The 16,113-nt window shown below is 41.1% G+C and carries 17 protein-coding genes; 9 read left to right on the top strand and 8 right to left on the bottom strand.

The features are described from left to right. Window positions 1–3: 3 nt before the first annotated feature. Entirely contained in the window at window positions 4–357 is a 354-nt protein-coding gene (locus F928_RS17835; RefSeq protein WP_002122000.1) for a DUF1304 domain-containing protein, read from the top strand. A gap of 52 nt (window positions 358–409) precedes the next feature. Continuing rightward, entirely contained in the window at window positions 410–751 is a 342-nt protein-coding gene (gene glpM / locus F928_RS17830; RefSeq protein ID WP_002121974.1) for a GlpM family protein, read from the top strand. A 42-nt stretch (window positions 752–793) separates the two neighbouring features. Here the strand turns inward: glpM and F928_RS17825 are convergent, their stop codons facing one another. The 3 genes from F928_RS17825 to tenA form a co-directional block, all read right to left on the bottom strand. Beyond that, the gene (locus tag F928_RS17825; protein ID WP_005078609.1) at window positions 794–1,600 is read right to left on the bottom strand and encodes an SDR family NAD(P)-dependent oxidoreductase; all 807 of its coding nucleotides are present in this window, start codon (window positions 1,598–1,600) and stop codon (window positions 794–796) included. A gap of 103 nt (window positions 1,601–1,703) precedes the next feature. Continuing rightward, window positions 1,704–2,075, bottom strand: coding sequence for a MerR family transcriptional regulator (locus F928_RS17820; RefSeq protein ID WP_005078608.1), 372 nt, complete (start codon window positions 2,073–2,075; stop codon window positions 1,704–1,706). Window positions 2,076–2,141: 66 nt separating this feature from the next. Next, entirely contained in the window at window positions 2,142–2,816 is a 675-nt protein-coding gene (gene tenA, locus F928_RS17815; RefSeq protein WP_005078605.1) for a thiaminase II, read from the bottom strand. 263 nt (window positions 2,817–3,079) lie between these two features. Here tenA and F928_RS17810 point away from each other — a divergent pair, with 263 nt between their 5' ends. The 3 genes from F928_RS17810 to ssb all read left to right on the top strand — a co-directional run bounded on the left by F928_RS17810 (window position 3,080) and on the right by ssb (window position 6,312). Then, complete coding sequence (locus F928_RS17810) at window positions 3,080–4,162, top strand: DUF475 domain-containing protein (protein ID WP_005066886.1); 1,083 nt, start codon at window positions 3,080–3,082, stop codon at window positions 4,160–4,162. 146 nt (window positions 4,163–4,308) lie between these two features. After that, complete coding sequence (gene yajR, locus F928_RS17805) at window positions 4,309–5,673, top strand: MFS transporter (protein ID WP_005078603.1); 1,365 nt, start codon at window positions 4,309–4,311, stop codon at window positions 5,671–5,673. Window positions 5,674–5,724: 51 nt separating this feature from the next. Beyond that, window positions 5,725–6,312: a single-stranded DNA-binding protein gene (ssb, locus tag F928_RS17800; RefSeq protein WP_005066890.1), complete on the top strand. Its 588-nt coding sequence runs from the start codon at window positions 5,725–5,727 to the stop codon at window positions 6,310–6,312. Window positions 6,313–6,352: 40 nt separating this feature from the next. On the opposite strand, the gene F928_RS17795 is transcribed toward ssb, so the two are convergent. Together F928_RS17795 and F928_RS17790 are read right to left on the bottom strand one after the other, a co-directional pair. Continuing rightward, the gene (locus F928_RS17795; protein ID WP_002117414.1) at window positions 6,353–6,676 is read right to left on the bottom strand and encodes an AzlD domain-containing protein; all 324 of its coding nucleotides are present in this window, start codon (window positions 6,674–6,676) and stop codon (window positions 6,353–6,355) included. Next, on the bottom strand, window positions 6,673–7,368 hold the full coding sequence (locus F928_RS17790; RefSeq protein ID WP_005078600.1) for an AzlC family ABC transporter permease: 696 nt from the start codon (window positions 7,366–7,368) through the stop codon (window positions 6,673–6,675). Before F928_RS17790 ends, F928_RS17795 begins: the two co-directional genes overlap by 4 nt. A 68-nt stretch (window positions 7,369–7,436) precedes the next feature. Here F928_RS17790 and ydcN point away from each other — a divergent pair, with 68 nt between their 5' ends. Together ydcN and F928_RS17780 are read left to right on the top strand one after the other, a co-directional pair. Continuing rightward, the gene (ydcN, locus tag F928_RS17785; protein WP_002117406.1) at window positions 7,437–7,985 is read left to right on the top strand and encodes a helix-turn-helix domain-containing protein; all 549 of its coding nucleotides are present in this window, start codon (window positions 7,437–7,439) and stop codon (window positions 7,983–7,985) included. A gap of 305 nt (window positions 7,986–8,290) precedes the next feature. Then, window positions 8,291–9,733, top strand: a complete 1,443-nt coding sequence (locus F928_RS17780) for an amino acid permease (protein ID WP_002117418.1) — start codon at window positions 8,291–8,293, stop codon at window positions 9,731–9,733. Between the two features lie 64 nt (window positions 9,734–9,797). Here F928_RS17780 and F928_RS17775 read toward each other — a convergent pair whose 3' ends face one another. After that, the gene (locus F928_RS17775) at window positions 9,798–11,297 is read right to left on the bottom strand and encodes a MocR-like pyridoxine biosynthesis transcription factor PdxR (protein ID WP_016805962.1); all 1,500 of its coding nucleotides are present in this window, start codon (window positions 11,295–11,297) and stop codon (window positions 9,798–9,800) included. A 156-nt stretch (window positions 11,298–11,453) separates the two neighbouring features. Here F928_RS17775 and gabT point away from each other — a divergent pair, with 156 nt between their 5' ends. Beyond that, entirely contained in the window at window positions 11,454–12,746 is a 1,293-nt protein-coding gene (gabT, locus tag F928_RS17770; RefSeq protein WP_005078595.1) for a 4-aminobutyrate--2-oxoglutarate transaminase, read from the top strand. Next, window positions 12,743–14,191: an NAD-dependent succinate-semialdehyde dehydrogenase gene (locus F928_RS17765; protein ID WP_000615686.1), complete on the top strand. Its 1,449-nt coding sequence runs from the start codon at window positions 12,743–12,745 to the stop codon at window positions 14,189–14,191. The genes gabT and F928_RS17765 overlap by 4 nt, the downstream gene beginning before the upstream one ends. Window positions 14,192–14,295: 104 nt before the next feature. Here the strand turns inward: F928_RS17765 and F928_RS17760 are convergent, their stop codons facing one another. After that, a complete protein-coding gene (locus F928_RS17760; RefSeq protein ID WP_005078594.1) occupies window positions 14,296–15,270 on the bottom strand; it encodes a LysR substrate-binding domain-containing protein in 975 nt (324 codons plus the stop codon). Window positions 15,271–15,290: 20 nt separating this feature from the next. Continuing rightward, a complete protein-coding gene (gene ycaC, locus F928_RS17755) occupies window positions 15,291–15,917 on the bottom strand; it encodes an isochorismate family cysteine hydrolase YcaC (protein WP_005078592.1) in 627 nt (208 codons plus the stop codon). Window positions 15,918–16,113 lie beyond the last annotated feature (196 nt).

Genomic DNA, 16,113 nt, shown 5'->3' with positions numbered 1-16,113 from the left:
CGTATGATTGGACAAATTTTAATTGCGCTTATCGCAATATTACATGTCTATATTTTAGTGTTAGAGATGTTTTTGTGGGACAAACCTTATGGCATGAAAGCCTTTGGAAATAATGCAGAAAAAGCAAAACTCACCAAAGTCATGGCACAGAACCAAGGTCTTTATAATGGCTTTTTAGCGGCGGGTTTGTTTTGGGCTTTATTGGCTGATGCACCATTTGCGACATCAATTGCCAACTTCTTTTTAGGCTGTGTACTCATTGCCGGTATCTATGGTGGTCTGACTGCCAGTAAAAAGATTATTTATATTCAGGCAGTTCCAGCATTAATTGCTTTAGTCGCTGTTAATTTCCTTTAAAAAGCGCAAAATACAGCGTTTTGAAATGGAAATGACCAGATAGGATCAGCGCATGTGGGCGTTATTTTTAAAGTGTATGTTAGGGGCTGGGGTTGTCCTCATTATTTCGATTTTATCGAAAAGTAAGGCCTTTTACATTGCAGGTTTAGTCCCACTTTTTCCTACCTTTGCTTTAATTGCTCATGTGATTGTTTTTCAGCAAAAAGGAGCCGAAGCATTACAAAAAACGGCTCTGTTTGGTCTATGGTCACTTATTCCCTATACCATTTATTTAGTTGTTGTTTATGTGCTGGCAACACGAATGTCGATGTGGTCTTGTCTAGGATTAGCAACTCTATGTTGGGTCGTAGCTGCGGCAGGTTTAATTTATGGCTGGCAGCTATTTCAACATTAAAAGATTAAGAGAAATCCCTTAATCTTTTAAATTGAACTATTTTTATGAATGCTCAACAACACGAGTTCTGAGCATGCCTTCAACTAAATTGATCATTTTTTTGCGGGAAAGAATGCGGGGTAATTGAGACGTTAAATAATTTCTACATCCCACCACAACCGTTGATTTATTCTTATCTAATGCTTTAACTGTTGCAGACACACCGTCATCTACCGTAGAGCTTTTCATACCACTCGTATCGGCATTTGCGACCTGAGTAAAATTGGTTTCGGTATTGCCCGGACAAACTGCCAGAAATTTAACTCCTGAAGAGCCGTATTCTCCTGCAAGAGCCTCAGTAAATTGCAATACATAAGATTTAGTTGCCCCATACACAGCAATATAAGGCAGAGGTTGAAACGCACCTGTAGATGAAATATTAATCATGATGCCTTTTTTGTTCGCAAGCATGTGGGGCAAAAATAAATAACATAAAGACGTTACACTGCTGATATTTAGCGTAATCATTTCTTGATAAATAGATACAGATTGATCTAGAAATTTAGTCCATTTACCAAATCCTGCGTTATTAATTAAAATCTCTACCGATAATTTTCTAGCTTGCACTTCATCAAATAAGTTTTGAGCTGAATTGGGTTGAGCTAAATCTAAGACGATCACCTCAACATTCACGTTATATTTTTTTTTAAGTCCATCGGCTAAATCATTCAGCTTCTGTTCGGAGCGTGCCGTTAAAATGAGATGAATTCCTAAAGACGCAAGTTCTTGAGCATAGGCTTTGCCTATTCCTGAAGATGCGCCTGTAATTAATGCTGTTGAATTTTTAAATGTAGAAAGGTGAGTGCTCATTTTATTTATCCGTAATAAAAGAAGCTATTACCATAAACCTTGTCCCTAAGGGCAGAGTCAAGCACTCATTTTGAAAGCTATTTTTAGATTTTAATAAACTGTTTTAAGCAGAAATCTTATTGGTAATATAAGTTTGAATAATCTCATCTTCTAGTTGTTTTAAATCTTTTTGCAAACGGCTTAAAGCTTCTTTTTGCTCAATAATTTGTTGGTTCTTTTTTTGAATAAGCTGTTGTGCAATTTCTACAGGAAAACGATTATTTTTATATTTTAAAGCTGACAGGTCATAAAGCTCGGAAAGGCTAAATCCAACAGCTTGTGCAAGGCGAATCATCTTAACCGATTGAACATCAATCTCTTCATAAATACGATAATTGCCTTTTCTTTTTGCGACTGGCAGTAAGCCTAATTTCTCATAATGCCGAATGGCTTTAGGAGTGGCACCAGTCAAAGCCGCTAATTCGCCGATATACATATCTGTCTCGCATTTTATTGAAAATCGATCAGGCTATTAAGTGCACTGACCGATTCTTTTGAAGTTTTAAATCTGATCTAAACCTAACCATTGTCTTTGATGGTAGGCACTATCCCAAAATAACCATTCAAGTTTTGCACCCATGGTGTAAGCGGCATGCATTTTTTCTAAAGTGTCGGCATCACAACGCGCAGCAACTTTATCTACTGTCGCAATCACATTACGAACGGCGGTATGGAACTCTTCACCAGCGTAAGTATCAATCCATGCTTGGTAAGGGTTATTTGGAATTGATTTATTTACAATATCTTTGCCAACTTCGGCATAAATCCAGAAGCAAGGTAAAAGCGCAGCAAGTACAACAGGGTAGCTCTCAGACCAGGCAGTTGCTGTTAAAAATGAAGTGTAGTGGTGGCCTGCCAAAGTTAATGGTGTATTTTGAAATTTTTCTTTGGTGACACCAAAGTTTTTCATGAAGTCATCATGCAAGCTACGTTCAACCACAATTGCAATTTTCGCTGCATCTGAAAATTGCATAATATCGTCAGCATCAAAAGCTTTAGCTGCTGCAACAGCCAGCACACGGCCATAGGCCACTAAATATTGAGCATCTTGAATAACATAATGACAAAAAGCTTCTTTATCTAAAGTACCGTTAGCAAGTTCCTGATTAAAAGGCAGGTCTAGAATTTTTTGATATAAATTTAAATTGCGTTGCCAAAGTTCTTGAGAAAAAAGCATAAAAACATTCCATTTAAATTAAGACAGCTGAACCAGATTTTAAATCAATTTTAAAATACAAAAATAATAATGATAGATATATCGAAAGAAAATATTTAATACGATTAATGAGTTAATTAAATATCATAAATTTCTTTATTAAACAGAGAGATAAAGTAAAGGGAATAACGGCACAAAACAACATCGTTTTGTGGTTAATTATCGATATAATAGCGGCGGTTTTTTAAGAAAGATTAAATTTATTCTTGGTATAGGTCTGATCCATGAAGCATTTCCGATTTTCGATATTTTTTACGGTGGTGTGTTTAGCACTATCCGCGTATTGGGGTTTTACCCATGGACCTGAAGCGGGCGTGTCTACCATGCTTAAAGCTTTAACAATTACAGCCATTTTAGCTGTAATGGAGGTCTCTTTATCTTTTGACAATGCTGTCGTAAATGCATCGGTTCTACGTAATTGGGATCCGTTCTGGAAAATGCTCTTTTTAACGGTAGGTATTTTAATCGCCGTTTTTGGTATGCGTTTAATTTTCCCGGTGGCGATTGTTGCGGTGACTGCGGATATGGGAATGATTGAAGTAGCTAAATTGGCACTCAATGATCCGAAAACCTATTCTGAACGTTTAATGGCACATCACGCTGAAATTTCGGCTTTTGGTGGAACATTCCTATTACTGGTGTTCTTAAACTTCTTCTTTGATGAAGAAAAAGAAACCCATTGGTTTAGATGGCTTGAAGCTAAACTTTCTAGTTTAGCAAGCGTACCGGCAATGTCTGTCTTTATTGCTCTAATTGCGATGTTAATTATGGCAGCAAATGTTGATGAGTCGCAGCGCCTTGTGGTGACTATGGCTGGTATTTGGGGCATTGTGGTTTATATTGGCGTTGAAGTATTAAGTCATATGTTAGGTGGTGAGCCTGAAATTGACGAAGATGGCAATGCTATTATGAAAGATGGATCGGGCGCGGCTTCTGGCGTAGTTAAAGCGGGTATAGGTGGTTTCTTATATCTTGAAGTATTAGATGCATCATTCAGTTTTGACGGTGTGATCGGTGCTTTTGCAATTACTAGCGACGTTGTTGTGATTATGCTGGGTCTTGCAATCGGTGCTATTTTTGTCCGTTCAATGACAGTTTACCTTGTAGAAAAAGGCACACTAGATGCCTATGTGTTCTTAGAACATGGCGCGCATTATGCAATTGGTGCTTTAGCATTCATTATGATTGCAAGTGGTACAGGCGTACATGTACCGGAAGTTGTTACTGGTTTAATTGGTGTAGCGTTTATTGTTTGGGCGGTTATTGCTTCAATTCAATATTCAAAGCGCGAGCAACAATCGCCTTAAGCTAATTTTCAGCAAACTTCGATAGAATAAAGAGGCTAAATGCCTCTTTATTTTTTTAAGCCCAAATCGTTATTTTAAATAAGGTGTTCCGTATTTTTAGAAACGAATCGGCTTATAATTTACCTAGTTTGATAACGTGTATTGATATGATGAATGCTTTGGAACGTCGCTCAACTTTTGCCTTAAGTAGTATTTTTGCACTACGCATGTTGGGCTTGTTCATGATTATTCCTGTCTTTTCTGTAGTTGGGCAGTCATATCAATATGCGACTCCAGCACTCATTGGTTTGGCTGTAGGTGTCTACGGCTTAAGTCAGGCGATTTTACAAATTCCATTTAGCTTACTGGCAGACCGTTTTAGCCGTAAACCGCTTGTAGTATTTGGTCTATTACTGTTTGCGATTGGTGGTGCAATTGCGGGTTTATCTGACACGATTTATGGCGTAATTATTGGTCGTGCCATCGCTGGTGCTGGTGCAGTTTCAGCAGTCGTGATGGCGCTTTTAGCCGATGTGACACGTGAAGAGCAGCGTACTAAAGCCATGGCCGCGATGGGCATGAGTATTGGTCTGTCTTTCGTGGTCGCTTTTAGCCTTGGGCCTTGGCTCACAAGCCTTGTGGGCATTTCTGGTTTGTTCTTTGTGACAACCATTATGGGCTTGATTGCGATTGCGATGTTATTGCTTGTACCTAAAGTCACTCGTCATCATCGTAATTATCAACAAGGCTATATGGCGCAGCTTAAGCAAGTCATTCAAATGGGTGATTTAAACCGTTTACATGTTTCGGTTTTTGCATTGCATTTATTGCTTACAGCCATGTTTATTTATGTGCCTTCACAACTCATCGAGTTTGCGCATATTCCTTTGGCGAGCCATGGTTTGGTGTATTTGCCGCTATTAGTCATTAGCCTGTTCTTTGCATTTCCAAGCATTATCATTGCTGAAAAATATCGTAAAATGCGAGGCATTTTCTTAACAGCAATTACAGGCATTATTGCAGGTTTGCTGCTGCTCATATTTGGTTATCAATCAAAATATGTTTTGCTTGCTGGCTTAGGAATTTTCTTTATTGCATTTAATGTGATGGAGGCTTTATTGCCTTCTTGGTTGTCGAAGTCTGCTCCAATTCAGTCAAAAGCAACGGCTATGGGTGTAAATGCCAGTAGTCAGTTTTTAGGCGCTTTTTTTGGTGGCACACTAGGTGGTCAATTATTGATGTTACATAATACTGCGATTGGATGGAGTGTCTTAGCAGGGATTGCTATAATATGGTTGCTAATTAGTTTTGGTTTAGCTCAGCCGCGGTATTTGTCGTCGATTGTGTTGCCATTGCCGCAAGTGCAACAGGTGAATGAGTGGACCACACAGCTATTGGCAATTCGTGGTATCGAAGAAGTTGTGGTGATGCCTGACCAGCAAGTTGCTTATATTAAAGTCGATAAACAGTCTCTAGATGATGCTGCGCGACGTGATTTAACGCAGTTGTTCGGTAAAGAGGTAGCCATTTAAGCATAACTCTTATAAAGTAAAACATAGAAATGTATAGGATGAAGACAGCTAATGCGTGGTGTAAATAAGGTTATTTTGGTTGGTACTTTGGGTCGTGATCCTGAAACAAAAACTTTTCCAAATGGGGGCTCGTTGACCCAATTTTCAATCGCGACAAGTGAAGCTTGGACTGATAAAAATACTGGTGAACGTAAAGAACAAACAGAATGGCACCGTATTGTTTTGCATAACCGTTTAGGGGAAATTGCTCAGCAGTTCTTGCGTAAAGGTTCTAAGGTTTATATTGAAGGTTCACTACGTACACGTCAGTGGACAGACCAAAATGGCCAAGAGCGTTACACTACAGAAATCCGTGGCGACCAGATGCAAATGTTAGATGCTCGTCAACAAGGTGAACAAGGTTTCGCTGGCGGTAATGATTTTAACCAACCACGTTTTAACGCACCTCAACAAGGTGGTAATGGTTATCAAAATAATAACAACCAAGGTGGCGGCTATGGCCAAAACAGCGGTGGTTATGGTAACCAAGGTGGTTTCGGTAATGGTGGAAGCAACCCTCAAGCGGGTGGTTTTGCGCCTAAAGCGCCACAACAACCAGCTTCTGCACCAGCTGATTTAGACGACGATTTACCGTTCTAATCAAAGTTTCAAAAAAGGCGAGTTTATCTCGCCTTTTTTATTACTCAATTCCAAGCAAACGTATAAGTGCCGTGCCAGCAGCTGCCAAGCAAATCACTAATAACAGCGGTACTTTTTTCCAAACCAAGAACAGTGCTAAGCCAACACCAAATATTCGTGCAAAACCTGCGAAATGTTGACCTTCAAAAAATGTTGTCGTCACTGCAATCGCACAGAGCAAAACAGTCGCACCGTTTGAGAGTAAAACTTGGTACTTTTCAGAAAAAGAGAACTTGGCACCCAAATGAAAACCAGCGAAACGAATCCCATACGTTCCAAGTGCTAGTAAGCCTATACCTAAAATAATTAGTAATTGTTGACTCATTTCTTTCTACCAAATATCAAGCCAAAAAGTGAAATCAGAATTGGAAGTCCTGAGGCCAAAAAAGGTGTGGTGATCAGCGCTAAAGTTGATCCAGCAAATGCAGCTTTTCGAGTGGTTTTATTCTTTAAAGCATTAAATGTAAGTGCAATTAAAATCGCGGGGAAAATGGCATCTAAGCCGAATGTTTTTGGATCTGGAATAGCACTTCCAATGAAATAACCCGTCGTTACACCCAGTGGCCAACTGAGCATAATGCATATACCACATAACCAGTAAGCAGCCTTTTTTGTTTCAAAATCGGGCTGTGCCATACCAAACAAAACGCTTTCATCGTTCATGATATGAGCCCCGAAATATCGAGAATATTTGCCACGGATTAGTTCATTGACCGCAATACCAAAAGGTAGATGTCTTAAATTGACGAGTAGTCCTGCAATCGCAGCTGCAATTGGGCTACCACCTACAGCCAAGAAACCAATAAAAATAAATTCAGCAGTTCCTGCGAGCACAAACACGGATAGGCAAAGCGGGATCCAGAGCGCTAAGCCATAACTTGCAGCGAGTGAACCTAAAGACATACCAACGACACTCGTCGCTAGACATACAAAGAAAATCGAGCGGGTAGTGTCTTTACTAAGTTTTTTAATCAGAGAGTATGTGGACATAGCATGATATAACGAACGATTTTCCATTATAATGAATAAGTCTGATTGTTTTGTCAAAACGAACGATCGTTTTTTTTATAGAACGGATGTGGTGAATGTCTCAGCCAATTGAAATTATTGCCAAAGGTTTAACGCGTGAACGTCAAAGAGCAGGGCTTTCATTGGCAGAGGTTGCTCGTCGTGCAGGTGTTGCTAAATCTACTTTGTCACAATTAGAGGCAGGGCAAGGTAACCCTAGCATTGAAACCTTATGGGCACTTTGTGTTGCGCTCAATATTCCATTTGCACGGTTGATGGAAGAACCAAGCAATCAGGTACAAGTCATTCGCTGTGGTGATGGTCCAACAGTGAGCTCAGAGATTGCCAATTACAAAGCAATTTTGCTGGCGACTTGTCCACCCCATGCCCGTCGAGATGTGTATTTACTGATTGTTGAACCAGGCGAAGACCGTCTTTCAGAGCCGCATCCAGTTGGTTCTGTGGAGCATATTATTGTGGTTGAAGGTAAAGCTTTGGTGGGCTTAATTGATGAAGCTGTTGAGCTTGGTGTGGGCGACTATATTTGTTATCCAGCTGACCAGAAACATATATTTAGAGCATTGGAAACAGGCACAAAGGCATTATTAATTTCTGAACAAAACTAAAGAAAGTCAATCTGATTAAAATAAAAACTAAAAGCCATTTACCAGCATCCCCTACAAAAAGGGCCAATTTTGCTTATAAATTTTGCAATTGGCTCTCTCTTTTATTACAAAAATGGCTCTCGTTTCTTGAGTGCCGAAACGACAAATTAAAGCTATTGGAAGTATGCATACGGAAGCGCCGGATAAGCTCAGTGAATTTTCTGTTTTAGGAATTGGGCAGAACGGCTAAATTTTTAGGGGATATTTTTTGGCTTCGGAGGATTTCCGAGACTAGCCGATATCCTCCATATATTAAGGAAAATGATATGGCAGCTCATCAAAATGGTTCTGAAGCCAATCACTCCCAAAGTTTAAAACATGGACTCAAATCACGCCACCTGACCATGATCTCGATTGCAGGGGTTATTGGTGGTTCTCTATTCGTCGGCTCAGGCAGTATTATTTACAATACTGGACCTGTAGTTTTCTTAACTTACGCTTTAGGTGGTCTACTTGTTTGGTTCATCATGCGTATGTTAGGCGAGATGGCCGTTTTAAACCCTGATAGTGGCTCTTTTTCAACTTATGCTGACCGTGCGATTGGCCGTTGGGCAGGTTTCTCAATTGGTTGGTTGTACTGGTGTACTCTGGCCATGCTGATGGGGTGGGAAGCCTATGTGGCAGGAAAAATTCTAAACAATTGGTTCCCGTTTATACCGATCTGGGTCTATATGGTCGTGGTGATAGGTGCATTGGTTGTTGTTAATTTACAAAACGTGAAAAACTATGGTGAATTTGAGTTTTGGTTCGCCCTCATCAAAGTCATCGCGATTGTTATTTTCCTTGTGATTGGTAGTTTAGCCATCATGCATTTGTGGCCTTGGGGTAATCCGGCTGCTTCTGGTATTAGTAATTTAACCTCTCAAGGCTTTATGCCAAATGGCGGCTCATCCGTTATCACAGCCTTGCTTGGAGTCATGTTTGCCTACATTGGCGCCGAAATTGTTACGGTAGCGGCAGCAGAGTCGGCAAATCCATCGAAAGAAATTCGTAAAGCATCAAACTCGGTGGTTTGGCGAATTATTTTGTTCTATGTAGGCTCAATGTTCGTTGCGGTATGTCTTATTCCTCACAACAATGAACTTTTGAAAGATTCAACTTGGGGAACCTATAGCGTAACTCTGTCTGCACTTGGTATTCCAGGGGCGCGCCATATCGTAAACTTTGTGGTTCTAACCTCAGTATGTAGTTGCTTTAACTCAGCACTTTATACGTGTTCACGTATGTTGTTCTCTTTAGCTAAACGTGGTGATGCACCGAAAAGTTTTGGCTCTGTAAACAGTAAAAGCAGTCCTTGGGTGGGCGTGATTGTGTCATGCTTCTTCTCTGTGATTGCCGTAGTTTTAACTGCAACCGAGAGTATGAATGTTTATGACTTTTTCATGCTAACAACAGGCGCGGCAACACTGTATGTTTACCTGACCATTGCTTATTCTCAGCTTCGTATGCGTAAAAAGTTAGAAGCTGAAGGCGTGAAAATTGACTTTAAAATGTGGATGTTCCCTTATCTAACTTACGTGGTGATCTTTGCAATTATTGGTGCAATTCTTACCATGTTGATTGAAGGCACCTATTTTAAAGAAGTGATTTACACTACAGCGCTGTTCGGCATTATTGTGTTCTTCGGATTGTTGTCTGAAAAATTGGGTTGGGGTAAAGATCGTCGCGCAACCCATTTAACTCATAGTCATGAAGAAAAGTTAGTTTAAATTTTTAAATAAAAAAGAGCCTCACTGTGAGGCTCTTTTTGTTTGTTTTGATACGAGAGAATAGTTAATTTAGCGTAGGTACGCCTGCTTCACGTAAGCATTGAAGCAAGACGCCAAAAGCCATCACCATGTCTTTTTCGTTTACACAGGCAAAGCCCATGAGTAAACCGCGCTCTGCGTGAGCATGCGACTGCATGTAGTACTGAGACAGTGGTCGAACTTTAACGCCACGTTCAAGCGCAGTCGCTGCAATTGCGACATCATCACAAGCGTTTGGTAGTTTTAAAACCAGATGTAACCCTGCGGCTTCGTCATATTCATGAATAAATTCGGGGCCAAGATAGCGTTGAATTAAGCTCACCAAGTAGTCGCGGCGCTTGCCATAGAGTAGGCGCATACGGCGAATATGCGCTTCGTAATGACCTTCACGAATAAATTCAGCTAGAGCTTTTTGCTCAAGCAAGTGCCCACCACGATACAGCTCGGCTGCCACAATGCGTAATGGTGAAAATAATGGCTTAGGTACGACTAGATATCCAATTCTTAAGGACGGATAAATGGTTTTACTGAATGTGCCCATGTACAGCACAGGCGCATCATTTTCTAAGCCTTGTAAAGATGGATAAGGCTGGCCTGAGAAACGGAACTCACTGTCATAGTCATCTTCGACAATCCAGCTATTGTGCTGACGTGCAATCTCAATCAGTTTACGTCGGCGGTTTAGGCTTAAATGAGAGCCAAGCGGATATTGGTGTGAAGGCGTGACAAAAATGAGTTTAGGAGGCTTGGCCGGATTTTCCTCAGGAATAATGCCTTCAGCATCGACAGGCATTGGCTGAATATCGAGACCATTAATACGTAACGTATTACGCATTCCCCAATAAGCAGGATCTTCAATCCAGATTTTATCTCCCATATCACTGAGCGCACGCGAGACTAAGTCGATCGCTTGGTGAATGCCTTCGGTAATAATAATCTGGTCTGCATCGCACTGGACTGAACGTGCAACACGTAAGTAATCTGCCAATGCACTTCGAAGCTCAATACATCCACCAGCATTGCTATAAATCAGGCGGTTAATGTCAGGCTCTCGGCTTAAACGTGCTTGAATACGACTAAAAATATGATGTGGGAACTCAGTCACATCTGGTGCTCCCGGCACGAAAGCTCCCCATTGGTGTGGCGACGCTGCGGCATAGCCCAATAAGTTGGAACCACGCTGTGATAGCGCATAAGAATTTTGAACTTTCGGGCTTGAAACCACTTTTTTCTTGTTTTGTGTATTTAAAAAACTCTCTGGTAATTTTTCGGCAACCCATGTGCCATGTCCTGTCCGTGCTTCTAAATAGCCTTCAGCTTGTAGTTGTTCATAGGCACTAAGCACCGTATTTCTTGAAACATGAATTTCACTGGCTAAGTCGCGTGACGCAGGTAGACGAGTCTTGGGCTGGATGACTCCATCAATAATGGCACCACGCAGGCAACGGAAAAGGCGTTGATGTAGTTTCCCTTCAGTGTCCTGTTGGAGTCGTTGCAGCAAATGATCTCCAAGTAAACTACGCAATTGGCTCTCTCCTACAGTTAAAAAGTGGCTCTCGTCAGTTGGCATCAGACGAGCGAAATTACATGCATAGGCAGTCGTTGTAAAGCACCCTGAAAATTAAGCACAGGATGCAAGAAACCAAAGCTGCAACTGATGATGAAAATATGAGGGAATCAAATGGATAATCAACATTCTGCACTTAACGCACGTAAACAGCAAGCAACTCCACGTGGTGTAGGCGTGATGTGCCAGTGGTATGCGGAAAAAGCTGAAAATGCTACGCTTTGGGACAAGGAAGGCAACCAATTTATCGACTTTGCTGGTGGTATCGCGGTTTTAAACACAGGCCATCGCCACCCTAAAGTGATTGCAGCGGTGACTGAGCAACTCACTAAATTTACGCATACTGCCTATCAAGTAACACCATATGAAAGCTATGTCGCTTTAGCTGAGCGTATTAATGAACGCGCGCCAATTGCTGGTCCTGCAAAGTCTGCTTTTTTCACAACTGGTGCAGAAGCAGTTGAAAATGCGGTGAAGATTGCTCGTTCTTATACAGGTCGTCACGGCATTATCACTTTTGGTAACGGTTTCCACGGTCGTTCATTCATGACGATGGCAATGACAGGTAAAACAGCGCCTTACAAACGTGATTTCGGTGTAATGCCAGCGGGTGTGTTCCACGCGCGTTACCCAGTGCCTGCTAAAGGTATTTCAGTAGACGCGGCAATTGAAAGCGTTGAAGATATTTTCAGTGAAGATATTGCACCACATGATGTTGCGGCAATCGTACTTGAGCCAATACAAGGTGAAGGCGGTTTCAATGTTGTGCCAGCTGAGTTCCTAAAACGTTTACGTTCAATTTGCGACAAGCACGGTATTTTATTGGTTGCCGACGAAGTGCAATCTGGTTTTGCCCGTACTGGTAAATTATTTGCAATGAACTATTACGAGACTAAAGCAGATCTCATCACGATGGCGAAAAGCTTGGGTGGTGGTTTCCCTATTTCAGGTGTTGTTGGCCGTGCAGAAGTGATGGATGCACCAAACCCTGGTGGTTTAGGCGGTACTTACGCAGGTAGCCCAATTGCGGTTGCTGCTGCGCACGCGGTGATTGATGCGATTGAAGAAGAAAACCTATGCGACCGTGCAAATGAATTAGGTGCAGAGTTAGTTGTCGCACTTAAAGATATTCAGCAAGCAACAGGTGACGTCGTAACTGATATTCGTGCATTGGGTTCAATGGTTGCAGTAGAGCTTGAAACAGCTGAACAAGCAAAAGTTGTACAAAACTATGCAATGGAAAACGGGTTGTTACTTCTTACTTGTGGTAAATACGGTAATGTAATTCGTTTCTTATATCCATTAACCATTCCTGCTGAACAATTCCGTCAAGGCCTTGATATCTTGAAACAAGGTTTTGCAACTCTAAAAGCAGGTAGTGCAAAAGCAATGGAGCAATCTGCATGATTCAAAATAATTTGCAGTATTTATTAAAACATCCTGATATTTCATTAGAAGCACCTGCATCAAATGACTATATCGAAGTTAATGATGCTGCTACAGGTGAAACTTTGGCATGGGTAAAAACCTATGACCGTGCAGGAGTTGAAGCCGCAATTAACCGCTCAGCAAAAGCGCAAGCTGCTTGGAAAAAGCAAACTGCTTTGGCGCGTGCTGATGTGTTATTGGCATGGTACAACCTCATGCTTGAGCACAAAGAAAATCTGGCTCAAATCTTAACGGCTGAGCAAGGTAAGCCATTGGCAGAAGCACGTGGTGAAATTGGTTATGCAGCATCATTTATTCGCTGGTTTGCCGAGCAAGCGCGCCGTATTGATGGTGAAGTCTTAACACCTACGTTGCCAAACCAACGTCTGCTCGTGATTAAACAAGCGATTGGTGTTACTGCTGCCATTACGCCGTGGAACTTCCCAGCTGCCATGATTACGCGTAAAGCAGGTCCAGCGATTGCTGCGGGTTGTTCAATGTTGGTTAAACCAGCAGAGCAAACACCATTAACTGCCTATGCACTTGAAGTATTGGCGTTACAGGCAGGCTTACCAGCTGATGTTTTAATTAACATTAGTGGTGATGCGGTTGAAGTTGGTAAAACCCTATGTGAAAGCGATATTGTTCGTAAGTTAAGCTTCACAGGTTCAACTCAAGTTGGCCGTATCTTGATGCAACAATGTGCGCCAACCATTAAAAAGCTATCGCTTGAACTCGGTGGTAATGCACCAGTTGTGGTATTTGATGATGCCAACCTTGAACAAGCAGTTCAGGGCATCATGGCAAGTAAATATCGTAACAGCGGTCAAACTTGTGTATGTGCTAACCGTATTTATGTTCAAGACGGTATTTACGATGCATTGGCAGAGCGTTTGGTTGAAGCTGTGTCTAAGCTTAAAGTTGGCGATGGCCGTCAAGAAGGTTCAACTCAAGGGCCTTTAATTGATGAAGATGCGATTGCAAAAGTGCAGTCCCACATTGCAGATGCAACTGAGAAAGGCGCAACAGTTCGTATTGGTGGTCAGCGTTCGGCACTTGGCGGTACATTCTTTGAACCGACTGTGTTAACTGGCGTAACGCAAGACATGAAAGTATCTAAAGAAGAAACTTTTGGTCCACTTGCACCACTATTCCGCTTTAAAACTGAAGATGAAGCAGTGGCGATGGCGAACGATACCGAGTTTGGTTTAGCGGCTTATTTATTTACTCAAAGCACAGCTCGTCAATGGCGAGTGGGTGAAGCACTTGAGTACGGTATGGTCGGCATTAACACGGGCGCGATTTCAAATGAAGTTGCTCCGTTTGGTGGCGTAAAACAGTCAGGTCTAGGTCGTGAAGGTTCAAAATTCGGCATCGAAGAATATGTCGAAATGAAATACCTCTGCGTAGACTTATCTGAGTAAGGAATAAAGCGAGTTCGTTTTGTTCTGAACGAAAACATACAGTTATGCTGTATGTGATGTTTCACAAAAAACCGGTCATGCCCATTCGTGACCGGTTTTTTATTTTAAGTCGATAGATAGCCATCACGACTTTCAGGCAAACGCCTGAGTTCATCAATCAGCGTTTCAATGAGCTTTTCAACCACAAGACGCTGGCCTTTTCTCGAAACATAAACCAATTGCAGCGTACCAATATTCGACTTCCAGTCAGGAAGAATATGGATAAGCGTACCCTTACGAATTTCAGATTCGACGGTTAAAAAAGGAAGGTCGGCAATGCCTAAACCATCCATGACGGCATAATACACACCAGCCAAATCATTACTTTTGATTCGTGGTTGATAAGGCACATCAACAGTTTCACCATTACGAATATTGCATAAATACCAAATAGGATTTTGCTTTTGAGTACCTAAGCTAATACTTGGAAAGTCCTGTAATTCTGAATAATGTTCAATGATGCGACCTTGCAACAATTCAGGCGAAGCTACCAGACAATGATCGGTTTTAATCACATCACGAACAATTAAATTCGAATCTTCATTGGGTTCAAAATTGGTACGAATCGCGAGGTCGATATCATCATGCAAAATATCTACTCGACGGCTTGTTAGCTCGAGTGCGATCTCAACTTTGGGGTAGGTTTTTAAAAACTGATTTAAAATTTTTCTAATTTGAAAATGCATCATCAGAGGTGGGCAGCTTACTTTTACTAACCCTTGAGGCTCACTTTTTTGCTTTAACAAAACGTTTTCTGCACATTCAACTTGAGTAATAACCTTGCAGCATTCCTCATAAAACTCTTGGCCTAAATCGGTCACCTTAAAATGACGTGTTGTTCTTTGAATCAGGCTGACATTAAATTTATTTTCAAGGTCAATAATGCGTCGGCTGAGCTTAGATTTACTAATATTTTCAGCATCACTGGCTGCACTAAAGCCGCCGTGTTTTACGACTAAATAGAAATAATAAAAATCATCAAAAGAACTTATCAATGTCCGATCAATCCATTTAAATTTAAGATTAGAGCGCTTAAGCACTCTAATCTTGGCAATTGAACTTATTTTTGGCTAGTGTTGTGATTGTAGCTTGAAATCAGGTTACGGTAGTCAGGAATGTGATTTGAGAACAATGTACCCAAACCTTCGATGTCGTTACGCCAGTCACGGTGTAATTCACATGCCATACCAAACCACGTCATAAGCTGAGCACCTGCTTTTGACATACGGTCCCAAGCAGCATCACGTGTTAATTCGTTGAAAGTACCAGAAGCATCAGTAATCACAAATACTTCAAAGCCTTCTGCGAGTGCAGATAAAGCTGGGAATGCCACACAAACCTCAGTTACCACACCTGCAATAATTAGTTGTTTTTTACCTGTCGCTTTAACCGCTTTTACGAAGTCTTCATTGTCCCATGCATTGATTTGGCCTGGACGAGGGATGAACGGCGCATCTGGATGAATCTCTTTTAACTCAGGAACTAAAGGACCATTTGGACCGTTTTCAAAACTCGTAGTAAGAATAGTGGGTAAATTAAAATATTTAGCAGCATCAGCAAGTGCTAATACATTGTTTTTAAATTTATCTGGGTCGATATCTCGAACTAAAGAAAGTAAACCTGCTTGATGGTCAACTAAAAGAACCGCAGCATTATCCTTGTCTAAACGCACGTAATCTTGAGCCATTTTTTATGTCCTCGTGTTATCAAAATAAATAATCAAAAATTATTGAGTAGGTCGTTATTGCCTAAAATTATGCTAGTTGAGTTTTATGTCGTGATTAAGTCTAAAAAATAGGATTAAGAATTTTAAAAATAGGACGATCTTAAAAAGAGCACATTAAATTCTATGATTGTCTCATAGATGAAATAATGTGTTGCTA

It is taken from the genome of Acinetobacter pittii ATCC 19004 = CIP 70.29, assembly GCF_000369045.1.
Classification (GTDB): domain Bacteria; phylum Pseudomonadota; class Gammaproteobacteria; order Pseudomonadales; family Moraxellaceae; genus Acinetobacter; species Acinetobacter pittii.
Note: the sequence above shows the minus strand (reverse complement) of the source record. Positions and strands in the feature narration are given on the sequence as shown.

Excerpts from the sequence above, each read along its gene's own strand:
- gabT (WP_005078595.1), top strand. The coding sequence starts at position 11,454 with ATGGATAATCAACATTCTGCACTTAACGCACGTAAACAGCAAGCAACT.
- F928_RS17810 (WP_005066886.1), top strand. The coding sequence starts at position 3,080 with ATGAAGCATTTCCGATTTTCGATATTTTTTACGGTGGTGTGTTTAGCA.
- F928_RS17820 (WP_005078608.1), bottom strand. The coding sequence starts at position 2,075 with ATGTATATCGGCGAATTAGCGGCTTTGACTGGTGCCACTCCTAAAGCC.
- ycaC (WP_005078592.1), bottom strand. The coding sequence starts at position 15,917 with ATGGCTCAAGATTACGTGCGTTTAGACAAGGATAATGCTGCGGTTCTT.
- F928_RS17835 (WP_002122000.1), top strand. The coding sequence starts at position 4 with ATGATTGGACAAATTTTAATTGCGCTTATCGCAATATTACATGTCTAT.
- yajR (WP_005078603.1), top strand. The coding sequence starts at position 4,309 with ATGATGAATGCTTTGGAACGTCGCTCAACTTTTGCCTTAAGTAGTATT.
- F928_RS17790 (WP_005078600.1), bottom strand. The coding sequence starts at position 7,368 with ATGGAAAATCGTTCGTTATATCATGCTATGTCCACATACTCTCTGATT.
- ssb (WP_005066890.1), top strand. The coding sequence starts at position 5,725 with ATGCGTGGTGTAAATAAGGTTATTTTGGTTGGTACTTTGGGTCGTGAT.
- F928_RS17765 (WP_000615686.1), top strand. The coding sequence starts at position 12,743 with ATGATTCAAAATAATTTGCAGTATTTATTAAAACATCCTGATATTTCA.
- ydcN (WP_002117406.1), top strand. The coding sequence starts at position 7,437 with ATGTCTCAGCCAATTGAAATTATTGCCAAAGGTTTAACGCGTGAACGT.
- F928_RS17825 (WP_005078609.1), bottom strand. The coding sequence starts at position 1,600 with ATGAGCACTCACCTTTCTACATTTAAAAATTCAACAGCATTAATTACA.
- F928_RS17780 (WP_002117418.1), top strand. The coding sequence starts at position 8,291 with ATGGCAGCTCATCAAAATGGTTCTGAAGCCAATCACTCCCAAAGTTTA.
- glpM (WP_002121974.1), top strand. The coding sequence starts at position 410 with ATGTGGGCGTTATTTTTAAAGTGTATGTTAGGGGCTGGGGTTGTCCTC.
- F928_RS17795 (WP_002117414.1), bottom strand. The coding sequence starts at position 6,676 with ATGAGTCAACAATTACTAATTATTTTAGGTATAGGCTTACTAGCACTT.
- tenA (WP_005078605.1), bottom strand. The coding sequence starts at position 2,816 with ATGCTTTTTTCTCAAGAACTTTGGCAACGCAATTTAAATTTATATCAA.